Annotated in this window: 21 protein-coding genes; 17 read left to right on the top strand and 4 right to left on the bottom strand. The window is 60.6% G+C overall.

Annotation, left to right across the window (positions count from 1 at the left end; genetic code table 11):
- Positions 1 to 2 precede the first annotated feature (2 nt).
- Both aroQ and MHY13_RS05745 read left to right on the top strand, forming a co-directional pair.
- Positions 3 to 431 (top strand): type II 3-dehydroquinate dehydratase, encoded by a 429-nt coding sequence (aroQ, locus tag MHY13_RS05750; RefSeq protein ID WP_239282277.1) that lies wholly within the window; start codon positions 3 to 5, stop codon positions 429 to 431.
- Positions 432 to 551: 120 nt separating this feature from the next.
- Positions 552 to 1,658 (top strand): aminopeptidase P family protein, encoded by a 1,107-nt coding sequence (locus MHY13_RS05745; protein WP_239282275.1) that lies wholly within the window; start codon positions 552 to 554, stop codon positions 1,656 to 1,658.
- Here the strand turns inward: MHY13_RS05745 and MHY13_RS05740 are convergent.
- Positions 1,655 to 2,551 carry a GDSL-type esterase/lipase family protein gene (locus tag MHY13_RS05740; RefSeq protein WP_204608918.1) on the bottom strand — a complete coding sequence of 299 codons (897 nt, stop codon included), beginning with the start codon at positions 2,549 to 2,551 and terminating at the stop codon, positions 1,655 to 1,657. The two genes, MHY13_RS05745 and MHY13_RS05740, sit on opposite strands and share 4 nt — an antisense overlap.
- Positions 2,552 to 2,804: 253 nt before the next feature.
- Between MHY13_RS05740 and efp the strand changes: the two genes are divergently transcribed.
- Positions 2,805 to 3,368, top strand: a complete 564-nt coding sequence (gene efp / locus MHY13_RS05735; protein ID WP_005324919.1) for an elongation factor P — start codon at positions 2,805 to 2,807, stop codon at positions 3,366 to 3,368.
- Between the two features lie 11 nt (positions 3,369 to 3,379).
- Positions 3,380 to 4,045: a transcription antitermination factor NusB gene (gene nusB, locus MHY13_RS05730; RefSeq protein ID WP_204608920.1), complete on the top strand. Its 666-nt coding sequence runs from the start codon at positions 3,380 to 3,382 to the stop codon at positions 4,043 to 4,045.
- 219 nt (positions 4,046 to 4,264) lie between these two features.
- Here nusB and MHY13_RS05725 read toward each other — a convergent pair whose 3' ends face one another.
- The 3 genes from MHY13_RS05725 to MHY13_RS05715 all read right to left on the bottom strand — a co-directional run bounded on the left by MHY13_RS05725 (position 4,265) and on the right by MHY13_RS05715 (position 6,684).
- Positions 4,265 to 4,774 carry a YbjN domain-containing protein gene (locus tag MHY13_RS05725; RefSeq protein ID WP_239282273.1) on the bottom strand — a complete coding sequence of 170 codons (510 nt, stop codon included), beginning with the start codon at positions 4,772 to 4,774 and terminating at the stop codon, positions 4,265 to 4,267.
- Positions 4,767 to 5,258 (bottom strand): YbjN domain-containing protein, encoded by a 492-nt coding sequence (locus MHY13_RS05720; protein WP_239282271.1) that lies wholly within the window; start codon positions 5,256 to 5,258, stop codon positions 4,767 to 4,769. The genes MHY13_RS05725 and MHY13_RS05720 overlap by 8 nt, the downstream gene beginning before the upstream one ends.
- Before the next feature lie 70 nt (positions 5,259 to 5,328).
- Positions 5,329 to 6,684, bottom strand: coding sequence for a TIGR01777 family oxidoreductase (locus tag MHY13_RS05715; RefSeq protein ID WP_239228837.1), 1,356 nt, complete (start codon positions 6,682 to 6,684; stop codon positions 5,329 to 5,331).
- Between the two features lie 145 nt (positions 6,685 to 6,829).
- Here MHY13_RS05715 and pyrR point away from each other — a divergent pair, with 145 nt between their 5' ends.
- From pyrR to def, 13 genes are all read left to right on the top strand, one after another.
- Positions 6,830 to 7,438, top strand: coding sequence for a bifunctional pyr operon transcriptional regulator/uracil phosphoribosyltransferase PyrR (pyrR, locus tag MHY13_RS05710; RefSeq protein ID WP_239282269.1), 609 nt, complete (start codon positions 6,830 to 6,832; stop codon positions 7,436 to 7,438).
- A 2-nt stretch (positions 7,439 to 7,440) separates the two neighbouring features.
- Complete coding sequence (locus MHY13_RS05705; protein WP_239228835.1) at positions 7,441 to 8,397, top strand: aspartate carbamoyltransferase catalytic subunit; 957 nt, start codon at positions 7,441 to 7,443, stop codon at positions 8,395 to 8,397.
- Between the two features lie 34 nt (positions 8,398 to 8,431).
- Positions 8,432 to 9,769 (top strand): dihydroorotase, encoded by a 1,338-nt coding sequence (locus MHY13_RS05700; RefSeq protein ID WP_239228834.1) that lies wholly within the window; start codon positions 8,432 to 8,434, stop codon positions 9,767 to 9,769.
- A gap of 23 nt (positions 9,770 to 9,792) precedes the next feature.
- A complete protein-coding gene (gene carA / locus MHY13_RS05695) occupies positions 9,793 to 10,974 on the top strand; it encodes a glutamine-hydrolyzing carbamoyl-phosphate synthase small subunit (protein WP_239228853.1) in 1,182 nt (393 codons plus the stop codon).
- Between the two features lie 25 nt (positions 10,975 to 10,999).
- Positions 11,000 to 14,341, top strand: coding sequence for a carbamoyl-phosphate synthase large subunit (gene carB, locus MHY13_RS05690; RefSeq protein WP_239228833.1), 3,342 nt, complete (start codon positions 11,000 to 11,002; stop codon positions 14,339 to 14,341).
- On the top strand, positions 14,325 to 15,164 hold the full coding sequence (pyrF, locus tag MHY13_RS05685; protein WP_239228832.1) for an orotidine-5'-phosphate decarboxylase: 840 nt from the start codon (positions 14,325 to 14,327) through the stop codon (positions 15,162 to 15,164). The genes carB and pyrF overlap by 17 nt, the downstream gene beginning before the upstream one ends.
- Before the next feature lie 259 nt (positions 15,165 to 15,423).
- Entirely contained in the window at positions 15,424 to 15,744 is a 321-nt protein-coding gene (gene mihF / locus MHY13_RS05680) for an integration host factor, actinobacterial type (protein ID WP_239282336.1), read from the top strand.
- 8 nt (positions 15,745 to 15,752) lie between these two features.
- The gene (gmk, locus tag MHY13_RS05675) at positions 15,753 to 16,322 is read left to right on the top strand and encodes a guanylate kinase (RefSeq protein WP_239228831.1); all 570 of its coding nucleotides are present in this window, start codon (positions 15,753 to 15,755) and stop codon (positions 16,320 to 16,322) included.
- 40 nt (positions 16,323 to 16,362) lie between these two features.
- Entirely contained in the window at positions 16,363 to 16,665 is a 303-nt protein-coding gene (gene rpoZ / locus MHY13_RS05670; RefSeq protein ID WP_005324891.1) for a DNA-directed RNA polymerase subunit omega, read from the top strand.
- Between the two features lie 129 nt (positions 16,666 to 16,794).
- Positions 16,795 to 18,042: a bifunctional phosphopantothenoylcysteine decarboxylase/phosphopantothenate--cysteine ligase CoaBC gene (gene coaBC / locus MHY13_RS05665; protein ID WP_239228830.1), complete on the top strand. Its 1,248-nt coding sequence runs from the start codon at positions 16,795 to 16,797 to the stop codon at positions 18,040 to 18,042.
- 108 nt (positions 18,043 to 18,150) lie between these two features.
- A complete protein-coding gene (metK, locus tag MHY13_RS05660) occupies positions 18,151 to 19,383 on the top strand; it encodes a methionine adenosyltransferase (protein ID WP_239228829.1) in 1,233 nt (410 codons plus the stop codon).
- A gap of 11 nt (positions 19,384 to 19,394) precedes the next feature.
- Entirely contained in the window at positions 19,395 to 21,434 is a 2,040-nt protein-coding gene (locus tag MHY13_RS05655; protein WP_239228828.1) for a primosomal protein N', read from the top strand.
- 99 nt (positions 21,435 to 21,533) lie between these two features.
- On the top strand, positions 21,534 to 22,046 hold the full coding sequence (gene def, locus MHY13_RS05650; protein WP_239228827.1) for a peptide deformylase: 513 nt from the start codon (positions 21,534 to 21,536) through the stop codon (positions 22,044 to 22,046).
- Positions 22,047 to 22,107 lie beyond the last annotated feature (61 nt).

Genomic DNA, 22,107 nt, shown 5'->3' with positions numbered 1-22,107 from the left:
AAATGAAGATTATTGTCCTCAACGGCCCGAACTTGAACCGCTTGGGAAAACGCCAGCCGGATGTCTACGGCTCCACCACCCTGGTGGATGTAGAAGAGATGATCTCCTCGCGCGCCGCCGCGCACGGTGCAGAAGTAGAGTGCTTCCAGTCCAACCATGAGGGCGAGCTCATTGAGAGGGTGCATGCCGCCGCGGATGCGGGCCACCCAGTAATTATCAACCCCGGCGGTTTTACTCATACCTCAGTGGCCCTGCGGGATGCCCTGGCAGAGGTAGCCGATGGCGCCGGATTCGTAGAGGTGCATATTTCTAATGTGCATGCGCGCGAGCCCTTCCGCCATCACTCCTATCTCAGCCCTATCGCCCGCGGCGTCATCGCCGGGTTGGGTGTCTTCGGCTACCTGGCGGCAGTGGATTACCTCTGCCAATAGGCACCCCACGAACGGGCTGTGCGGCAGCTGGCTAGAAAGAAATCCGCTCAACTGCGGTGGCGGGGTCGATATACTGGGTGAATACTTTCTACACCGCAGTCGACCCAAAAGGATGAAATCATGGCTTTGGCAGATACCCGTTTTAGTGACCGGCGCCGCAAACTTGCCGCGGAACTAGCCGGCCAGCGCATCGATGCCGTGCTGGTCACCCACCTCACGCACGTGCGCTACCTTTCGGGATTCTCCGGCTCGAATGGCGGGCTATTGCTGCGCAAGGACCTTACCGCGCAGGTTGCTACCGACGGCCGGTACACCACGCAAATTGCCCGCGAGGTTCCCGGTCTGGAGGCTATCCAGGGCCGCGCGGTAGGAAAGGTGCTCCTGCAGCAGTTTGCCGATGTTGAGGGGCCGGTTCGAGTCGGTTTTGAAGCCGACTACCTCTCGGTCTCTGAGCTGAAGGACTTAGAAGAGTCCGCCCCGGAGTCGGTTACCTTGGTTCCCATCGCCGGGGTCATTGAAAAAATTCGCTTGGTCAAGGATTCGATCGAGCTAGAAAAGCTGGAAGAGATTGCTGCGCTGGCTAATCAGGCGCTGGAGGATCTGCTCGCCGCCGGTGAGTTGCGTGCCGGCCGCACCGAGCGCCAGGTGGCTGCCGATTTGGAATATCGGATGCGCATGCTCGGCTCGGAGAGAGTGAGCTTCGATACCATCGTGGCTTCCGGCCCGAACTCGGCGATGCCGCACCATGGCGCTGATGACCGGGTCATCGAGGATGGCGACCTTGTGACCATCGATTTCGGTGCGTACCTGCGCGGGTTTAATTCCGACTGCACCCGCACCTACGTCGTGGGCACGGCGAATGACTTTGCCAAGGAAATCTATGATGTGGTGCTCCGCGCCCAAAAGGCAGGCGTGGCAGCGTCGGTGCCGGGCGCTAAGCTTGCCGACGTCGACGCCGCCTGCCGCGATGTCATCTCCGCCGCCGGCTATGGCGACTACTTTGTGCATTCGACGGGCCACGGCGTGGGCCTAGACGTCCACGAAGCCCCGTTCGCGGCACGGACCGGTAAGGGTGAGCTCGCCGCCGGCATGACCCTGACCATTGAGCCGGGCATCTATGTTCCGGGCAAGGGCGGCGTGCGCATCGAAGATACCCTCATCATCACCGATGGTGCGCCGAAGATCATTACCGCCGCGACGAAGGAATTTACTGAACTGCCCGCCTAGTGGGCCAGCACCTTGGAGTTGAGCAGCTGGGCGACATTACGGTTGCCCAGGTGCGTGAGGTGATTGAAGAGGTTGTGCGGTACGGAGTACTCCCACTTGCCGGAAATCCAGCGGGTGCTGTCCGGCGCGCACATGCCGTGATCAATGGAGTCGGCGCGTAGGTCATAGTACTGCACGCCGTTTGCGCGGGCTGCCTTGTACATGGCGCTATTGACCTGGTCCTCGCCGGTGCGAACCAGGCCCGCGTAGTCCATGTTGAACCCGGCTTCAGAGGATCCCGGTGCGGAGGTGCGCAGCGGGCATACCGCGCCATTGCGGGCGGAGATGGCGGGATAGCCTACAACGGTGATGCGGGCATTCGGGGCGGCGTGGCGAATCCGCTGGATCGATTGCTTCATGCCGTCGTAGTAGGGATTGGAAGAAGAAAGAGATGGGCGCAGGATTTCCTGGAGATCATTGGCGCCAAACTGAATCAAAACGTTCTTCGTTTCGCCATTGAGATCATTATTAGCAATGGCTCCGTTGATCTGCTCATCGAAGTCCTTACGGTGCGATTGGCCGGCGGCCTTTGCCGCAGAGCAGGCGTAGTTGGCTATGTGCTGACCAGAAACCCGCCCCAATTCGCGGCCAACATTACTCTGACCCTGCGGGCAACCCTGTGGGGACGGCACGCCCGGGGCGTCTTCGATGCCGTGGGTGGCAGACGATAGCGTAGTGCCCGCCGAAGGGGACAGGCTCGAGGTCGTGCCAACTTGGCCATAGGTTGGGTTGGCAAAGACAGAATCGCCGAACATCACGGTCTGGGCGTCTGCTGCCATGGCCTGCGGGGCGGAGAGTGCTGCTAGGGCTGCGCCAGTAGCGGTAGCCGCGGCGTAGAGCTGCTTGAGAGGCATCGCAAAAATCCTTGGTAGGTATGTGAAAAATCAATTAAGCAAAGCCTTATCGTACAGCGAGTTATTGCTGGTTAAAAACCTTTGATTGCTTGCGTGTCTGACGGTTTAGGGCAGGCGATGGGCCCCGAAAGGCACCCCGCTGTCAACTGTGGGGAAGAAATGGGGGACCGGTAATACCCCAAGGGGCAGTTGTCCGGTAGGCTTAAACATTGTTTTCAACCTTTAGTCCACAATTTTCGGGAGTTTAACCGCAATGGCTGATACTACTGATTTCAAGAACGGGCTCGTTCTGAAGATCGACAACAAACTGATGCAGATCGTTGAGTTCCAGCACGTGAAGCCGGGCAAGGGCCCAGCCTTCGTGCGTACCAAGCTCAAGGATGTTGTCTCCGGTAAGACCGTGGACAAGACCTGGAATGCTGGCGTTAAGGTAGAGACCGCTACCGTGGACCGCCGCGATATGACCTACCTGTACAACGATGGCACCAGCTACGTTGTTATGGATGAAAAGACCTTCGAGCAGTACGAGCTCCCGCCGGAGAAGTTCGGCGATGCCGCTCGCTTCCTGCTGGAAAACATGCGCGTCCAGGTTTCCTTCTACGAGGATGAGGCACTCTTTGCAGAACTGCCTATTTCCGTAGACCTTAAGGTCGAGCACACCGAGCCGGGCCTGCAGGGTGACCGTTCTTCCGGCGGCACCAAGCCCGCCACCCTGGAAACCGGTGCTGAAATCCAGGTTCCGCTGTTCATCGAGATCGGCAACGTTCTCAAGATCGATACCCGTACCGGCGAGTACCTCTCCCGCGTTAACAACTAGGGCATCTGACTGTGTCTGATAACACCCCTAAGCGCGATATCAACTACAAGCGGCACACCGCGCGGTACCGTGCACGTCGTCGTGCCGCCGATATCCTCTACGAAGCAGAAAACAGGGACGTTGACCCCGTTGCCATCGTGGAGGATCGCATCGCCTTGGCACGTGAGGATCGCAACGCGGTAGCACCTGTGGCCGAATACACCCAGGTGATTGTCAAAGGCGTCGCTGAAGAGCTGGATGCCATCGATGACACCATTTCTCGGTTCCTTGCCGAGGACTGGGAACTGCACCGCATCCCGGCCGTTGACCGCGCTATCCTGCGCCTATCGGTGTGGGAGCTGCTGTTCAACCCGGATATTCCTACCGCTACTGCGGTCGTGGAAGGCGTGGAGATTGCTTCCCAGTATTCCAACGATCAAGCGGCGCCATATATCCACGCTGTGTTGGATGACGTGGCGCAGTCCCGTTCTGCGGAAAACCCGATGTCCGCAGAACACCAGGGCAGCGATGCGAATGCGGACGGCGAAGATTCGACTGACGAGGACTCGGTAGAGTCCGAGCGTGCGGATGATGCGGCCGTGGATACCTCCGCATCCACCGCTTCGGACTCCGCTGCCGCGGACGACGACTCGGCTGTAGCAGACGGTTCTGCGCAGCAGGACCCCACTGCGGAATAGTCAGGTTTAAACCGGCCCGCATACTTAAACCGCCCGCCCAGCTCGATGGCGAAGAGCTGTGGCGGGCGGTATTTTCATGCCCAAGACAGTGTCTTTCGACGCCCATCCTCGCGTCTCCATGTGCCCAGAACGGCCGAGAGTAAAAAGAACTCTCCCCGTCACCCTTGCGCCGTTGTTAAGGCGGAAGGAGAGGGGGAGAGCGGCGGATGTTAGTGCGGCTTAGCTCTGCGGGGTGTCGCTTGCGGCGGCGTCGCCAGATCCGGCATTGGCTGCGGTCTCGGAGCCAAGCTTGGCCATCTCTTCGGCGGCAGAAACCATGGCATCCTGGCCGCGGATGACGCCATCTACGGCGGTCTTCAGGGCAGCCTGCAGCTGCTCGTCGGTCATGCCGGCGGCGGCAGGGATATCGCGCTCGGTGCGCACCACGAGCATGTCATCGTGCTCCGAGATAACTGCGCGGGCGCCGAAGGCTACGGAGTTGATCTGGTTAGCCGCGAGGAAGAGGCCGGCGTCGGCCTTGGAATAGGCGGCGTCGGTAGGCACATCGCAGCGGACAATAACCACGGAATCGAGAACCGCGAACATGGTGGGCAGGCCGTTGAGGTTGGCGGTGGCCGCCTCAATATCGCTGTCCATCTTGGTCAATTCGATGTCGAAGGTGCGCATGGCCGCGACAACGCGGTCAAGGGTGATCTCCGGCAGATTGTTTTCGGTAGAGGCATTAGTCATGGTTGTGCTCCTCCCAAGTCACGAGCTGTGGGTAGTGTTCTTCCACGAAGGCGAAGGACTGCAGCATAGAATCCAGCGTGGACATCACGAAGGCGCCGATCTGATTGCGGGACAAACCGTGGGCAATATTGATCTCGCGCACGCCGGAGACGGCGAGGTTATTCTCGGCAGACTCAAAGAAGCGCAGGGTCGGCGCGAAGTGCTGCTGGTTCCACTGGTTGAGCACCGTTAACAGGGTTGCGCCCTCAGAAGAAGGTACATTGCCGCGCCACACGGAATCCGCCACGAGCACGTCATCGCGCACCTGCATGGCGATGGCGACGTTGGAGAAACCCGTGCGCAGGATCTGCACGGTTTCTTCCTCGCTCACTGGCTGCTCTTCGAGGCGGTATTCCAGGTTCTCAGATGCAAAGATCTCGCCGATGCGCTCGAGAGTTACGGGCTCTACCGGCGTATCGGGATACTGGGTTGGTTCTTCAGACACTTAAGTAGTCTCAATCCATGTACTAATCGGGGATAAAGGTCAACCTTTGCTAGTTTACCTAAGTTCTTATCTAGTTACTGGGACTCCATAGGCGCTCGCCGCCAAGTTCGTGGGCGAGAGCAGTGTCGATCGTGGGGTAGCGGAACGTATGCCCGATTTTGTGTAGAACCGTGGGGCTTACGCGTTGTTGCGCCAAGGCCAACTCTTGGGCGCCTTCCTTGCCCAGCAAGATTGCGGGACCGAAGGGCGGAACGGGGAGCAATGCCGGACGGTGTAGTTCGGCACCAAGGGCTTTGACGAAGTCCTTATTGAGCACCGGGTTAGGCGAGGCCGCATTGACCGGGCCTTCCAGCGAATCGTCCACGATGGCGCGGAAGTAGGCATCCGTCAGGTCATCGAGGGCGACCCAGCTGAACCAGAACTCACCGTCGCCGAAGGGGCCGCCTAGGCCGGTAGAGAAGAGGGCGCGCAGCAGTGGCAGGAGGCCGGAACCGCCCGACATGGCGATGCCGGTACGAATATTGACCACGCGGGTGCCCGCGGCGCGGGCGGGCTCGCAGGCGCGCTCCCAGTCGACTACGACGTCTGCGAGGAAGCCCTCGCCAGGTGCGGAGTCTTCGGTGAGAATCTCATCGCCGCGGTCGGAGCCGTAGTAGCCCACGGCAGAGGCGCAAACCATGGTGCGGACGGAATCCGTGGTGCCCGCTAGACGGGCTAGGCGCTCGGTGGGGCCAACGCGGGAATCGCGGATGGCGGCCTTGTGCTCGTCATTGAAGCGGCCGAAGATGGGCTCGCCCGCCAGGTGGACGAGGACGTCGACGCCGCGCAGGAGGTCGGGATCGGGCTGCTCCGGGCGCCAGGTGCGCTGACCTTTGCTGGCCGTGCCGCGCACGAGCTGGATCACCGTGTGCCCGGCGGTGCGCAGTTGTGCGGTGAGCGCTGCGCCCACGCTGCCGCGGGAGCCGGTCATGGCGATGGTTAGTGGTTGGGTGTTTAAGGAGGCGTCGGCAAGCCGCTGGAGAAAGGAAAGATCCTCAATGAGCTGGTGCTGTCGATAAGCAAAGACCGATTCCAGTGCCGCCGAAGGGATGCGGGTAGTAACTTCATCGCGTACGAGCGTGCCGTCCGGGTGATCCGCAAAGGTGTGATGGTGTTGCCATGTGGCAAATTTGCGAATGGGGGAGTTTACGCACACATCGGTGAACTCATAGCCCTCGCGGTACTGGGAAAGTCTATGCTGCGCGGTCCAGCGCAGGCCTCCCGGAAGGCCCAGGATGGAGGTGCCATCGCCCAGATTCTCTGCCTGCTGGATGGGCTTCATGAATGCAAAGGGGGCGTTCAGACGGGTTAAAGCGCCTTGGCGGGTATGCCATTGCCAGACCTGCTCGCGCGGGGCGGGGACTATGTGTTCGGCGGAAAAACTCACTGTGTGAAGTGCCTCCTTCTTTTCGCCCTCACCCAAATGGTGGGGAAGGTGCTAGAGTATCTTGTGTCTAACAGCATAGACATTTTTGAGACCATCAACCGGCATCCTTTAAAGACCGCACCGTGAGGCGGGGAAGGAGGTCACGATGAGTGGAACTGACGCTGCCGCGAACAAGCTAGAGCTTTTAAGCTCCGATGATGTTTCGCGTACCGTTGCACGCATCGCGCACCAGATCATTGAAAAAACGGCGCTCGATTCCGCGGACGCACCGCGGGTCATTCTGCTTGGCATTCCCTCTGGTGGCGTGCCCCTTGCTCAGCGCCTAGCGCACAAGATTGAAGAATTTTCCGGGGTTGCAGTCCCATGGGGCTCCCTCGATATCACTCTCTACCGCGATGACCTGCTAGGAAAGCCGCATCGCGCACTCCAACCGACGACCATTCCCACCGGTGGCATCGATAGCGCCACTGTTATTTTGGTCGATGATGTGCTGTATTCCGGCCGCACTATCCGCGCCGCCTTGGACGCGTTGAGTGACGTAGGCCGTCCGGACATCATTCAGCTGGCCGTCCTGGTAGATCGCGGCCACCGCGAGGTTCCTATCCGCGCCGATTATGTGGGTAAGAATCTGCCCACCGCGCGAGAAGAAGATGTCACCGTATACAACAGCGAGATTGACGGCCGGGATGCGGTCGTATTGACCCGAGCCGCCGCTACTACTAGTGGAGCTGGCTCTGAAACGGGGGAGGCATAACCATGAAGCACCTCATCGATATGGCAGAGCTGGACCGAAGCGAAATTATCGGTCTAATGGATGAAGCGGATCGCTTCCGCGAGGCCCTCGAAGGCCGCGAGGTAAAGAAGCTGCCGACCCTGCGGGGCCGGACCATTTATACCCTCTTTTATGAAAACTCCACCCGCACCCGCTCTTCCTTTGAAACGGCCGGCAAGTGGATGTCCGCGGACGTCATTAACCTGTCCGCCTCTACCTCCTCGGTAAAGAAGGGCGAGTCCCTGAAGGATACGGGCCTTACCTTGGCCGCCATCGGCGCCGATGCGATCATCATGCGCCACCCTTCCTCTGGTGCGCCGCAGCAGCTGGCCCAGTGGGTAGCCCCTAACGGCAAGGGACCTTCAGTGATCAACGCGGGCGACGGCGCGCACCAGCACCCAACGCAGGCGCTTCTCGACGCCGTCACGATGCGCCAGCGCCTGGGACTGCACAGTGACGAAGGCTTTGCCGGCCTGAAGGTAAAGATTGTGGGCGATTGCCTGCACTCGCGCGTCGTGCGCTCCAACGTAGATTTGCTTAACACTCTCGGCGCTGAGGTAACTCTCGTGGGCCCAGCCACCCTCATGCCCTTTGGGGTAGAGAATTGGCCGGTGCGTGTGTCGTATGACTTTGATGCGGAAGTCGCAGACGCCGATGTCATCATGATGCTGCGCGTGCAGCAAGAGCGCATGAATGGCGGCTTTTTCCCCTCCCACCGCGAATACGCCAACCTCTTTGGTCTGTCTAAAGACCGCGCGGCGGCCATGCACAAGGACGCCATCGTCATGCACCCAGGCCCGATGCTGCGCGGCATGGAGATTAACTATGGCGTCGCAGATTTGGACAAAACTGCGGTCCTACAGCAGGTACACAACGGTGTACACGCCCGCATGGCGGTGCTGTTTACCCTGCTGACCAATGGCGGAAACGCCGGCATCTAAAACCGCGGCCCACACTCAACTATAGGGAGAGACAATGACTACTTACCCGGAAACCGGTCGCCTTTCCGCGCCGGCGGAATCCCCACTGGTGATTAAGAATGTGCGCCTCTACGGCGAAGGTGAGCCCACCGATGTCGTGGTCAAGGACGGCATCATCGCTGCCATCGGCGCCACGGCAGAAGCCGAGGATGCACAGGTCATCGACGGCCAGGGCAACGTGCTCTTGCCAGGTCTGGTGGATATGCACGTGCACCTGCGCGAGCCTGGTCGCGAGGATACCGAGACCATCGAGACCGGCTCCAAGGCTGCCGCCAAAGGCGGTTTCACTGCAGTGTTCACCATGGCTAATACCAACCCAGTGACCGACCAGCCGATCATCGCTGAGTCCGTATGGGCCAAGTCCCAAGCACTGGCGCTGTGCGACGTCCACCCGGTGGGCTCCATTACCAAGGGCTTGGAAGGCAAGACCCTTACAGAGTTCGGCATGATGGCTCGTTCGGACGCCAAGGTGCGCATGTTCTCCGATGACGGCAAGTGCGTCCAGGATCCGCAGCTAATGCGTCGTGCTTTGGAATACGCCAAGGGCATGGACGTGCTGCTGGCTCAGCACGCCGAGGATGACCGCATGACCGGCGGCGCTTCCGCCCATGAAGGCGAGACCGCGGCCAGGCTCGGCCTGCGCGGCTGGCCGCGCGTGGCCGAGGAATCCATCGTGGCCCGCGACGCCCTATTGGCGCGCGACTACGGCAACCGCGTGCACATCTGCCACGCCTCGACCCAGGGCACCGTGGAGCTGCTGAAGTGGGCGAAGGAGCAGGATATTCCTCTCACCGCCGAGGTAACCCCGCACCACCTATTGATGACCGATGACAAGCTGCGCACCTACGATGGCCTCTTCCGCGTCAACCCGCCGCTGCGCGAACAGCGCGATACCGAGGCGCTGCGCGAGGCGCTGCTCAACGGCACCATCGACTGCGTTGCCACCGACCACGCCCCGCACGGCTCCGAAGACAAGTGCGTGGAGTTTGAAAACGCCCGCCCTGGCATGTTGGGACTGGAATCTTCCTTGGCTGTCATCGCCAAGATTTTCGTCGAGACCGGCCTGGCCGATTGGCGCTTTGTCGCCCGCGTGATGTCCGAGCGCCCCGCAGAAATCACCCGCCTGCCGGGCCATGGCCGCCCCATCGCGGAGGGCGAGCCAGCTAACTTGACCATCGTGGACCCAGACCACCACTGGGTTTCTGATTCCGCCAAGCTGGCCTCCAAGTCCGAAAACAACCCGTACGCTGGCGAAGAATTTGGCGCCCGTGTTACCCACACCATTTTGCGAGGTGCCGTCACTTTTGACTTGGCAGCCTCCGAAGAAGACTAACCTTGCACACTGAGACCACCTATATGGCAGAGAAAGGCCACGACGTGACTGATAGAACCCCAGCAATCCTCGTTCTCGCGGACGGGCGTACCTTCCGCGGTTATGGCTTTGGCGCCACCGGCACCACCTTGGGCGAGGCCGTATTCACCACGGCGATGACCGGCTACCAGGAGACCATGACGGACCCGTCTTACCACCGCCAGATTGTGGTTTCCGCAGCGCCGCACATTGGCAATACCGGTTGGAACGACGAGGACAATGAGTCCCACGGCAACCACATCTGGGTTGCGGGCCTCGTCATCCGCGACCTCGCGCAGCGCGTATCCAACTGGCGTGCAGAGCGCAGCCTGAGCGAAGAGATGGAAAAGCAGGGTGTCATTGGCATCCGCGGCATCGATACCCGCACCTTGGTTCGCCACCTGCGCAACTACGGCTCCATTGCCGCCGGCCTGTTCTCCGGCGAAGATGCAAAGCGCCCGGTCGAGGAGTTGCTCAAGGAAGTTAAGTCCCAGGACTCCATGGAAGGCGCCGACCTAGCCGCAGAGGTATCTACCGACGAGCCGTACACGGTCGAGGCCGTAGGGGAGAAGAAGTACACCGTCGTTGCCTTCGACATGGGCGTGAAGACCGCAACCCCGCGCCACTTTTCCCAGCGCGGCATCGAAACCATCGTCGTGCCCGCAAATACCTCCTTTGACAAGGTGAAGTCCTATAACCCGGATGGCGTCTTCGTCTCCAACGGCCCGGGCGACCCGGCTACCGCCGATGAAATGGTGGGCATCATCAAGCAGGTGCTCGAAGCCAAGATTCCGTTCTTCGGCATTTGCTTTGGCAACCAGCTCCTGGGCCGCGCGCTTGGCCTGGACACCTACAAGATGAAGTTCGGCCACCGTGGCATCAACGTGCCGGTGCGCAATAACGTGACCGGCAAGATTGATATCACCTCTCAGAATCACGGCTTCGCGCTGAAGGCTCCGGAAGGCTATGACCTCAACAGCAAGGACGCCGAGTTCGCTACCGATTTCGGTCCCGCGCAGGTCACCCACATCTGCCTCAACGACGACACTGTCGAGGGCGTGGCATTGCGCAACGGCATGGCCTACTCCGTGCAGTATCACCCAGAATCCGCGGCCGGCCCGCACGATGCCAACCCGCTATTTGATCAGTTTGAAGAACTGATGGCTAACCACACCCCAAATAAGTAGACAACCAGGAAAAGGAAGAATAACTATGCCAAAGCGCAACGACATCAACCACGTCCTGGTCATCGGCTCCGGCCCGATCGTCATCGGCCAGGCTTGTGAGTTCGACTACTCCGGTACCCAGGCCTGCCGCGTGCTCAAGGAGGAGGGCCTGCGCGTAACGCTGGTCAACTCCAACCCGGCCACCATCATGACCGACCCTGAGTTTGCGGACCACACCTACGTGGAGCCCATTGAGCCGGAATACATCGAAAAGATTCTGGTCAAGGAGCGCGAAGAGGGACACCCCATCGACGCCGTGCTGGCTACCCTGGGCGGCCAGACCGCGCTGAACGCCGCTGTTCAGCTCGACCGCCAAGGAATTTTGGACAAGTACGGCATCGAGCTCATCGGCGCCGATATTGACGCCATCGAGCGCGGCGAGGACCGCCAGAAGTTCAAGGACATCGTAGCCTCCATCGGCGGTGAGTCCGCCCGCTCCGCTGTGTGCCACAACATGGATGAGGTCCACGAGACCGTCGATAAGCTCGGCCTGCCCGTCGTAGTCCGCCCCTCCTTCACCATGGGTGGCTTGGGCTCCGGTCTGGCCTTCAATAATGAGGACCTGGACCGCATTGCCGGCGGCGGCTTGGCCGCGTCCCCTGAGGCCAACGTGCTCATTGAGGAATCCATCCTGGGCTGGAAGGAATACGAGCTCGAGCTCATGCGCGATGGCGATGACAACGTCGTGGTCGTTGCCTCCATCGAAAACGTCGATGCCCTAGGCGTGCACACCGGCGATTCCGTCACCGTCGCCCCGGCGCTGACGCTTACTGACCGTGAGTTCCAGAAGATGCGTGACTTGGGCATTGCCATCATCCGCGAGGTCGGCGTCGATACTGGCGGCTGTAATATCCAGTTCGCGGTTAACCCGGAAGACGGCCGCATCATCGTCATCGAGATGAACCCGCGCGTGTCCCGTTCCTCCGCACTGGCCTCCAAGGCCACCGGTTTCCCGATTGCCAAGCTGGCGGCCAAGCTCGCCATTGGCTACACCTTGGACGAGGTACAAAACGACATCACCGGCGAGACCAAGGCAGCCTTCGAGCCGACCCTGGACTACGTCATTGTCAAGGCCCCACGCTTTGCTTTTGAGAAGTTCCCAGGTGCTGACGACACCTTGACCACCACCATGAAGTCCGTGGGCGAGGCCATGGGCATCGGTCGTAACTACATCGCGGGCCTGAACAAGGTCATGCGTTCTTTGGAAAACAAGCCCAATGGCTTCTGGACCAAGCCGGATGAGTACTTCGCCGGCGAGCGTGCCACCGACCTGCAGGCCGTGCTCAAGGATCTGGAGCGCCCAACCGAGGGCCGCATGTACGACATCGAGCTGGCCCTTCGCCTTGGAGCCTCTGTGGACGAGGTCCACGAGGCTTCCGGCGTTGACCCATGGTTCATCGCTGAGCTGGCCACGTTGGTGGCCTTCCGCCAGGAGCTTATCGACGCCCCAGTGCTCACCGAGGAGCTGCTGCGCGAGGCCAAGGTCTTTGGGCTTTCCGACGCCCAGATTGCCGCCCTTCGCCCCGAATTCAACGGCGAGGATGGCGTACGCAGCCTGCGCTGGCGCATGGGCATTCGCCCCGTGTACAAGACCGTAGATACCTGTGCCGGCGAATTCGAGGCACAAACCCCGTACCACTACAGCTCCTATGAGCTCGACCCGGATGCCGAGACCGAGGTTCGCCCGGCACCGGAAGGCTCTAAGGGCAAGGTCATCATTTTGGGCTCCGGACCGAACCGCATTGGTCAAGGTATCGAGTTTGACTACTCCTGTGTTCACGCGGCCCTTGAGCTTTCGGAGCAGGGCTATGAGACCGTCATGGTCAACTGCAACCCGGAGACCGTCTCCACCGACTATGACACCGCAGACCGCCTCTACTTCGAGCCGCTGACCTTCGAGGACGTTATGGAGGTCTACCACGCGGAGGCCGCTTCCGGTGACGTCGCCGGTGTGATTGTCCAGCTAGGTGGCCAGACTCCGCTGGGCCTCGCTGCCCGCCTGGAGGAGGCAGGCGTTCCGGTTGTGGGCACCAGCCCCGCAGCTATCGACTCTGCCGAGGACCGCGGCGAATTTGGCAAGGTCCTCGATGAGGCAGAATTGGCAGCACCGGAATACGGCACCGCCACCTCCTTCGCGGAGGCCCGCGAGGTTGCTTCCTCCATCGGCTACCCAGTACTGGTTCGTCCGTCCTACGTGCTGGGCGGCCGCGGTATGGAAATCGTCTACGACGAAAAGGCGCTGGAAGACTACATCGAGCGTGCCACCGAGCTGTCTCCGGACCACCCGGTTCTGGTGGACCGCTTCCTGGATTCCGCCATCGAGATTGACGTTGATGCACTGTGCGACGGCAACGAGGTCTACCTGGGCGGCGTCATGGAGCACATCGAGGAGGCCGGTATTCACTCCGGTGACTCCTCCTGTGCGCTGCCACCGATGACGCTCGGACCCGAGGACATTGAAAAGGTCCGCACGTCCACCCGCTTGCTCGCCGAGGGCATTGGCGTCAAGGGCCTGATGAACGTCCAGTTCGCCTTGAAGGATGACATCCTCTACGTCATCGAGGCCAACCCACGTGCTTCCCGTACCGTGCCGTTCGTCTCCAAGGCCACCGGCGTACCACTGGCAAAGGCAGCTTCTCGCGTCATGATGGGCTCGAGCATCGCCGACCTGCGCGCCGAAGGCATGATTCCTTCCGAATACGACGGTGGTTCTTTGCCGCTGGAGCACCCGATTGCCGTCAAGGAAGCAGTCTTGCCATTCAACCGCTTCCGCCGTCCCGATGGCAGCCTGCTCGATACGCTGCTCTCGCCAGAGATGAAGTCCACCGGTGAGATCATGGGCTTGGCTACCAACTTTGGCGCGGCCTATGCCAAGGGCGAAATTGCAGCCTTCGCCGTGCCGCCCACGGAGGGCACCGTCTTCGTTTCTGTTGCCAACCGCGACAAGCGCACCCTGATCTTCCCGATTCAGCGCCTGGCCAACATGGGCTACAACATCGTCGCTACCGCCGGCACCGCCCAGATGCTGCGCCGCAACGGTATCGAGTGCGAGGTTGCCGCCAAGGTCTCTGAGGCCAAGGAAGGCGAAGAGTCCATCGTGGATAAGATTTTCAACGGCGAAATCGACTGGATTCTTAATACTCCAGCTGGCTCCGCCGGTGCCCGCCACGATGGCTACGATATCCGCGCCGCCGCCGTACACATGGAGATCCCACTGGTGACCACCGTGCAGGGTGTAACCGCAGCTGTTCAGGGCATCGAAGCTATGCGCATTGGCAACCTGCAGGTACGCGCACTCCAGGAGCTTGAGCATGGCCCACAGCACTAAAGGATTTGGCGAGCGGCTAGAAGAAGCCGGTCAGGAACGTGGGCGCCTGTGCGTTGGCATCGACCCACACCCATATCTCTTGGACAAGTGGGGACTGGAGCCTACCGCTGAAGGTCTGCGGACCTTTAGCATGCGCTGCGTTGAAGCCTTTAGCGATACCGCCGCCTTGGTAAAACCACAGGTTGCCTTCTTTGAGCGCTTTGGCTCCCAGGGCTTTGCGGTCCTAGAAGAAGTCCTGGCTTCCCTGCGGGAAGCGGGGTGCCTTACTGTTGCCGATGCCAAGCGCGGCGATATTGGCTCCACCATGGCCGGCTATGCAGATGCGTGGCTCGGCGATAGTTCGCCGCTGCGCGCAGACTCCGTGACAGTGTCCCCCTATCTAGGCGTTGGCGCCTTGGGGCCGGTATTCACCAAGGCCGAAGAAACCGGCCGCGGTGTATTCGTCCTGGCGGCTACCTCCAACCCGGAGGCACGTGCCATCCAATCGGTCCCGGTGGGCGAGGAGAGCACCATCGCTCAAGGCGTCGTCGATGAATGCGCCGCGTTCAATGTCGAGGCGCACAAGTCTGGCAAGCCGGGCGATGTCGGCGTAGTCGTCGGCGCTACGTTGGACAATCCGCCGCGCCTCGATGCGCTCAATGGTCCGGTTCTTCTGCCCGGCGTTGGCGCCCAGGGCGCTGGCCCAAAGCAGGTGAACGGCATTGTTTCTGCTCATCCATCGCTGGGATTCGCCAATGTGTCTCGAGCAGTACTCGAGCAAGGTCCTGGTGTCGCTGACCTGCGCAAAGCGGTTGCTCAGGTAGTGGCAGAGTTCCGGGACTAATAGGGGCGGCGCGGCTGATTAACAGCCGCGCCGTTTACCTGGTACTTTGTTTAAGGTATGTGCGGTGACGTGCTAAAATAGGCGTGCTTTTGGACCCGTTAATCGTCACCGTTCAATGAGCAGTGCTAGGATTACCAGAAGTCGGTTTGCTCGAAGGTTATTAATAACTTTCCGCGGTGTATTAACTGCGTTAGGCAACCGTAATCTGGTACCAAGTACTAGACGTAACAGAATCAATCTAATGAATCGGAGGAAACCCGTGGCCCTTCCAAAGTTGACTGATGAGCAGCGCAAGGAAGCTCTCGCAAAGGCCGCTGAGGCCCGCAAGGCTCGCGCCGAGCTCAAGGCTGCGCTCAAGCGCGGCGAGACCGACCTGAAAGACGTGCTCGAAAAGGCTGAGACCGATGAGATCATCGGCAAGACCAAGGTTACTGCGCTCCTCGAGGCTCTGCCGAAGGTTGGCAAGGTCAAGGCTAAGGAAATCATGGAAGACCTGGAGATTGCTCAGACCCGTCGTCTGCGCGGCCTGGGTGAGCGTCAGCGTCGTGCTCTCCTCGAGCGTTTCGGTTACGGCGAATAGTCACAACCATGGCTGACGCAACTGCACGCGGGCGCCTCGTCGTTCTGGCGGGGCCTTCCGCAGTGGGAAAATCCACCGTAGTTTCGCGTCTGCGCAGTGACGTCGAGGGGCTGTACTTCAGCGTGTCTATGACCACGCGCCAGCCCCGCCCCGGGGAGCAGGACGGTGTCGATTATTTCTTCGTCACCCCAGAAACCTTCCAGGAGCGAATTGATGCCGGGGAGATGCTCGAATGGGCTGATATCCACGGCGGATTGCAACGCTCTGGAACGCCCGCCCAGCCGGTAGAGGAAGCTTTGGCCGCTGGCCGCCCAGTACTCGTTGAGGTGGATCTCGCGGGTGCCCGGAGTGTAAAGAAAGCACTGCCGGAGGCAGACCTGGTCTTTTTGGCACCCCCATCATGGGAGGTACTTGTGGAGCGGCTCACCGGCCGCGCTACCGAGCCGCAAGACGTCATTGACCGTAGGTTGCAAACTGCGCATGAGGAACTAGCCGCACAGGACGAGTTCGACCACGTCGTTGTGAACGAGGATCTGGACGAGGCAGTATCTGCCATTAGTGATATCCTGCGGGCATAGACCTCCTTTTTGACCATCTTCAATCAATGTAAAGGTGCATGTGACTAACGTGACCACCCCTTCTAACACTGAAGCCGCAAAGGCGGAACCAGTATTTGATGATCCGATCGGCATTACCGATCCCCCGATCGATGAGCTTTTGGACAAGGTTTCCTCTAAGTACGCTTTGGTCATCTTTGCCGCTAAGCGCGCACGCCAGATCAATAGCTACTACCAAGAGCAGGATGAAGGTGTCTTCGAGTTCGTAGGCCCGCTGGTTACCCCAGAGCCAGGCGAAAAGCCTTTGTCCATCGCATTGCGCGAGATTGATGCTGGCCTGCTTGACCACGAGGAAGGCAAGTAGCTAGCACTAAGCGTGTAATAGCTTTAAGGCTCCACGCGCCGCCACGGAAGTGCATTCCCGAATTGGGGTGTACCTCTTGGTTGCGGCGGGTGGAGCCTTTCTCTATGTCGGCAGGTACCATCGTGCGGTGTGACTGATAAAGATTCCTCTCGCAATATTGTTCTCGGCGTCGCTGGCGGCATTGCGGCCTACAAGGCGTGCCACCTCGTGCGCAATCTCAAGGAAGCGGGCGATGACGTTCGCGTTGTCCCCACGGAAAGTGCACTGAACTTCGTGGGTGCGGCTACGTTTGAGGCTCTATCCGGCCACCCCGTCGCCACGAGCGTGTTTGAGGCCGTGGATGAGGTGCAGCACGTCAACGTAGGACAGCATGCGGATGCTGTGGTCATTGCGCCCGCCACCGCGGATCTTATCGCGCGCTTGGCTGCAGGCCGAGCAGACGATTTGCTCACGGCGACCGTATTGGTCGCGACGTGCCCGGTTATTGTGGCCCCGGCCATGCACACTGAGATGTGGCATAACCCCGCTACGCAGGACAACGTGGCTACTTTGCGACGCCGCGGTATCACCGTCATCGAGCCCGCCCACGGCCGCCTTACCGGCAAGGATTCTGGCCCAGGTCGTCTGCCGGAGCCAGAACAGATCGCGGAGATTGTCCGTACTGAACTGGCGGGCTATCGAGTGCAGCACACCTGGCAGGGCAAGAAGGTCGTCATATCAGCCGGCGGTACCCAGGAAGAACTTGATCCGGTCCGATACTTGGGCAATCGCTCTTCCGGCAGGCAGGGATTCGCGCTCGCGGAATGGGCCGCCCAGATGGGCGCCGAGGTCACCATCGTTGCGGGTAATACCGCCCAGCTTCCTGTGCCAAGCGGCGCGAAGCTACGGCACATTGTCTCCACCCGTGAGTTGGAGGATGCCATGCGCGAGGAGTCCCGCGATGCGGACGTGGTGATCATGGCCGCTGCAGTCTCTGACTTCCGTCCCGCGGAGGTTGCCGAATCAAAGATGAAGAAGGGACAGGCAGACGATGCACTCTCGACGCTCCATCTGGTGGAAAACCCGGATGTGCTCAAAGGGCTCGTCGCTGCGCGCGAGCGCTCGGAGGTCCCTGCCGAGTGCGTAATTGTGGGGTTCGCCGCCGAAACCGGTGATGCCCAGAAGTCCGCCTTGGACTATGCCCAGGAGAAGTTTGCGCGTAAGGGCTGCGACGTGCTCATGGCCAATGAGGTCGGGCGCGGAAGAACCTTTGGCCAAAAGTCCAATGAGGGATGGATTTTACGTCCGGATAGCGCGCCACAACGCGTGGAGCATGGCTCGAAGCAGGTTGTCGCCGCTCAGATTCTTTTGGCCGTGAATGAAATGTTTCAGGTGTAGACAACTAAAATTGCATTTATAGACCGCTTGGTCTAGGATTGCGAGGTATTAGGCTTGGGCGTAGAAACCCACAGCATCGAATCAACAGTGAGAACGAAGGAAGTTTTTGTGACTGATAACGCTGCAGTGGCAACTCGTCTTTTTACCAGCGAGTCCGTTACGGAAGGCCATCCCGATAAGATTTGTGACGCCATTTCTGACGCCATCCTTGATGCCCTGCTGGAAAAGGATCCAGCATCCCGAGTCGCCGTCGAGACGTTGGTGACCACCGGCCAGGTTCACGTGGTGGGCGAGGTTCGCACCGAGGCATACGTAGAAATCCCGGCGCTGGTGCGTGACACACTTAAATCCATCGGCTTTACTTCTTCGGAAGTCGGCTTTGATGGCAACACCTGTGGCGTGAATATCGCCATTGGCGAGCAGTCCCAGGAAATTGGCGCTGGAGTAGACAACTCCACTGAAGCCCGCGCCCATGACGAGGACTATGACGCCGAAAACGATACCGCTGGCGCAGGCGACCAGGGTCTGATGTTCGGCTATGCCTCCAATGAGACCGCTGAGTACATGCCACTGCCCATCGCTTTGGCGCACCGCCTGTCCCGCCGCCTGACGCAGGTGCGCAAGGAAGGTATCGTCGATCACCTCCGCCCGGATGGCAAGACCCAGGTGACCTTTGCCTACACCGACGACAATGAGCCGTCCCACCTGGATACCGTGGTCATTTCCACGCAGCACGATGCCGAGGTCGATAGCGCTTGGTTGGAAGGCCCCTTGCGCAGTGAGGTCCTGGAATGGGTTATCAAGGACGCCGGCTTGGAGAAGTACTACACCGAAGACACGACCTTGTTGGTCAACCCTTCCGGTTCCTTCATCCTTGGCGGTCCGATGGGCGATGCCGGTCTTACCGGCCGCAAGATCATCGTCGATACCTACGGCGGCATGGCTCGCCACGGCGGCGGCGCGTTCTCTGGCAAGGACCCGAGCAAGGTGGACCGTTCCGCTGCTTATGCCATGCGCTGGGTGGCTAAGAATATCGTGGCCGCGGGCTTGGCAGATCGCGCTGAGGTTCAGGTGGCTTATGCAATCGGCCGCGCCAAGCCGGTCGGCTTGTACGTGGAGACCTTCGGTACCGCCAAGGAAGGCCTGAGCGATGCGAATATCCAGGCTGCGGTAGATCAGGTATTTGACCTGCGCCCGGCCGCTATCATTCGCGAGCTCGACCTATTGCGCCCCATCTATGCGCAAACTGCCGCCTACGGACACTTTGGTCGCACCGACGTTGAGCTGCCGTGGGAGCAGTTGAACCGAGTGGAAGCATTGCGTGCTGCCGCTGGTCTGTAGAATCGAGGCCTATGCCTAAGAAAACACCCGCCACCCGGAAGCCGGTTGCGCGGGTGTTGCCTCTTTTAGGGGTTGCGCACCTAGACCGAGGGTTTGATTACCTCGTCGAAGAGGCGGACTCGGAAGAAGTCCAACCGGGGATTAAGGTGCGTATCCGCTTCAACGGGCGCTTGGTGGACGCGATTGTCTTAGAACGCCGGCATGATTCTGAATTTGGGGGCAACCTGCGCTTTATCGAGCGCATCATCTCACCCTTCCAGGTTTATCCGCCGCAGCTGGCCCGGCTTGGCGACGCCCTGGCAGACCGCTACGGCGGCGTGCGCTCAGACATTATCCGCTCCGCTATCCCGCCGCGGCACGCCAAGGCGGAGGAATCCGACCTGGAAACCCCGTGGGAGGAGCTCGGCACCACGAGCGAGCCCGACCTATCAGGGTGGTCGGCGTACCAGCATGGCGAGGCTTTTGTCGATTCGATTCTGGCCGGCAAGCTCGCCCGTGCCGCTTGGCAAATCGCCCCGGGCGATGATTGGGCACATGCGCTGGCTGCACTCGCTGCCAAAGTGGCGCTTGGCGGTGGCGGAGTTCTCCTCGTCGCCCCGGACCAAAAGAGCGTCGATGCCTTAGACGCCGCGCTTCGCCAGGTACTTGGCGCAAAGCAGATAACGGTGCTGACTAATAGCATGGGCCCGCAGGCGCGCTACCGCCGCTATCTCTCCGCACTAGTGGGCCAAGCGCGCGTGGTCATTGGCACCAGGTCTGCCGCCTTTGCCCCGGTCAAAGACCTGCAGCTGGCGGTGATCCTTGATGATGGCAATGATAATTTGGTCGACAACCTCAAGCCCTATGTCCATGCGAGGGAAGTACTCACCACCCGCTCAGCCTTCGAAGGCTGCAGCATGGTTTTGGCCAACCATTCGCGGACGGCGGAGACACAGCTCCTCGTGGAATCAGGATGGGCGCACGACGTGGTGGCCAAAGAGCAAACCATAACGGCGCGTTGCCCGGCTATCGAGGCGGTGGGGTCGTTCGGTCTTTCTATCGCGCGCGACCTCCAGGGCGGTACCACAAAAGTACAGGCGCAGGCCTTCCAAGCCGCCCACCAGGCGCTGGATAGGGGAGAGCCGGTGCTGGTGCAGGTACCGCGCAAGGGGTATGCACCCATTTTGGCCTGTGGCCAGTGCCGAGCGCCGGCTCGCTGCCGGCATTGCAATGGGCCATTGGGGCTGCCGCCCAAGGGGGCGTCGGCAAGCGCGGGCTCGGAAGAGGCGGGAATGCCTACCTGCCGCTGGTGTGGTCGCATTGAGGCGCGGCATCGGTGCACTGAATGCGGGTCCCCGCGCCTGCGGGCCATCGTGTTGGGCTCGGAGCGCACTGCGGAAGAAATGGGCCGGGCCTTTCCCAATACGCGGGTGGTGGTCTCGGGTGGAAACAAGGTGCTCGATGCGGTAGACAATGCGCCGGCGCTGGTCATTGCCACCCCTGGTGCGGAACCGAGAGTAAACGATGGAGCCTATGGCGCGGCGTTGCTCTTGGATGCCGGGGCATTGCTCAACCGGCAAGACCTGCGCGCCACGGAGGATACCCTAGCGAAGTGGGCGCAGGCGGCTACCTTGGTGCAGCCGCATTTCAAGGGTGGTCGAGTAATCCTAGCCGCCGATGAGTCTCTTACCGTAGTCCAGCATTTCCTGCGTTGGGATATGGTGGGCGCGGCCGCGGCAGAGCTTGCTGCCCGGCGCGAAGTGCGCTTCCCACCCGCGGTGCATTTTGCTGCCATCGACGGTGCGGATGCATCCCTAGATGGCTTTGCCGAGCTTGTGGATCTTCCAGACCACGCGGAGGTCTTGGGCCCAGTTCCCCTTCCACCGGGGCAGAGCCTGCCTGGTGACTACGATAGCCAGCGCTTTGGCCCACCGCAGCGACTGGTCGTGCGCACCCCGCTGGGGCCGCGTTCCCAATTGGGGCGGGCATTGCGCAGCGCCAACGCCGCGCGCAGCGCCCGCAAGGATGACCTGCCTTTGCGCATCGTGGTTGACCCCATCCACGTGGGTTAGCCATATCGGGGCCGTAGGCGCTCATGCGCTAATCTCGACGGAGGAAGCCGCCACCACCGGCCGGTTTGGTCACGGTGCCATGAGAAAGGTGTGATTGCCATGTCCCTTCGAGAGCTGCGTATCTACGGCGACCCAGTCTTGGGCAGCCGCGCGGAGGAAATTAGTAGATTTGATGCCGGTCTGCGCGCTTTGGCGAGCGATATGCTCGAGACCATGGATAAAGCCGGGGGAGTAGGGCTGGCGGCTAATCAGGTGGGGATTTTGAAGCGCATCTTTGTCTATGACTGCTCGCATACCCAATCTGGGCTGCGCGGGGCGATTGTTAACCCGGTCTGGACTCCGGTGGGAGAGCAGCAGCAAACAGGCCCGGAAGGATGCCTATCCATTCCGGGGATTAGCGCGGAAACCACGCGGTTCAACCGGGTTTTTGTGTCTGGCCTGGATATTGAGGGGCGCCCTGTGTCCATGGTGGCCTCAGGACTGATGGCTCGGTGCATCCAGCATGAGACCGATCACCTCGATGGGGTGCTCTTCCTACAACGCTTGGAGGCACCAGTGCGCAAGGAGACCATGCGCGCCATCCGTGAATCCGAGTGGTTTAACGCCTCGTAGCCCACTCGCTGTGGCGGCAGCGTTGCGGCGTTGTAGCCTAGTATTTTGAACGATATTAAGA

Source organism: Corynebacterium sp. ACRPE, assembly GCF_022347435.1.
Lineage (GTDB): Bacteria > Actinomycetota > Actinomycetes > Mycobacteriales > Mycobacteriaceae > Corynebacterium > Corynebacterium tuberculostearicum_D.
The sequence above is the reverse complement of the archived record's forward strand: the minus strand, read 5'-3'. Positions and strand labels throughout refer to the sequence as shown.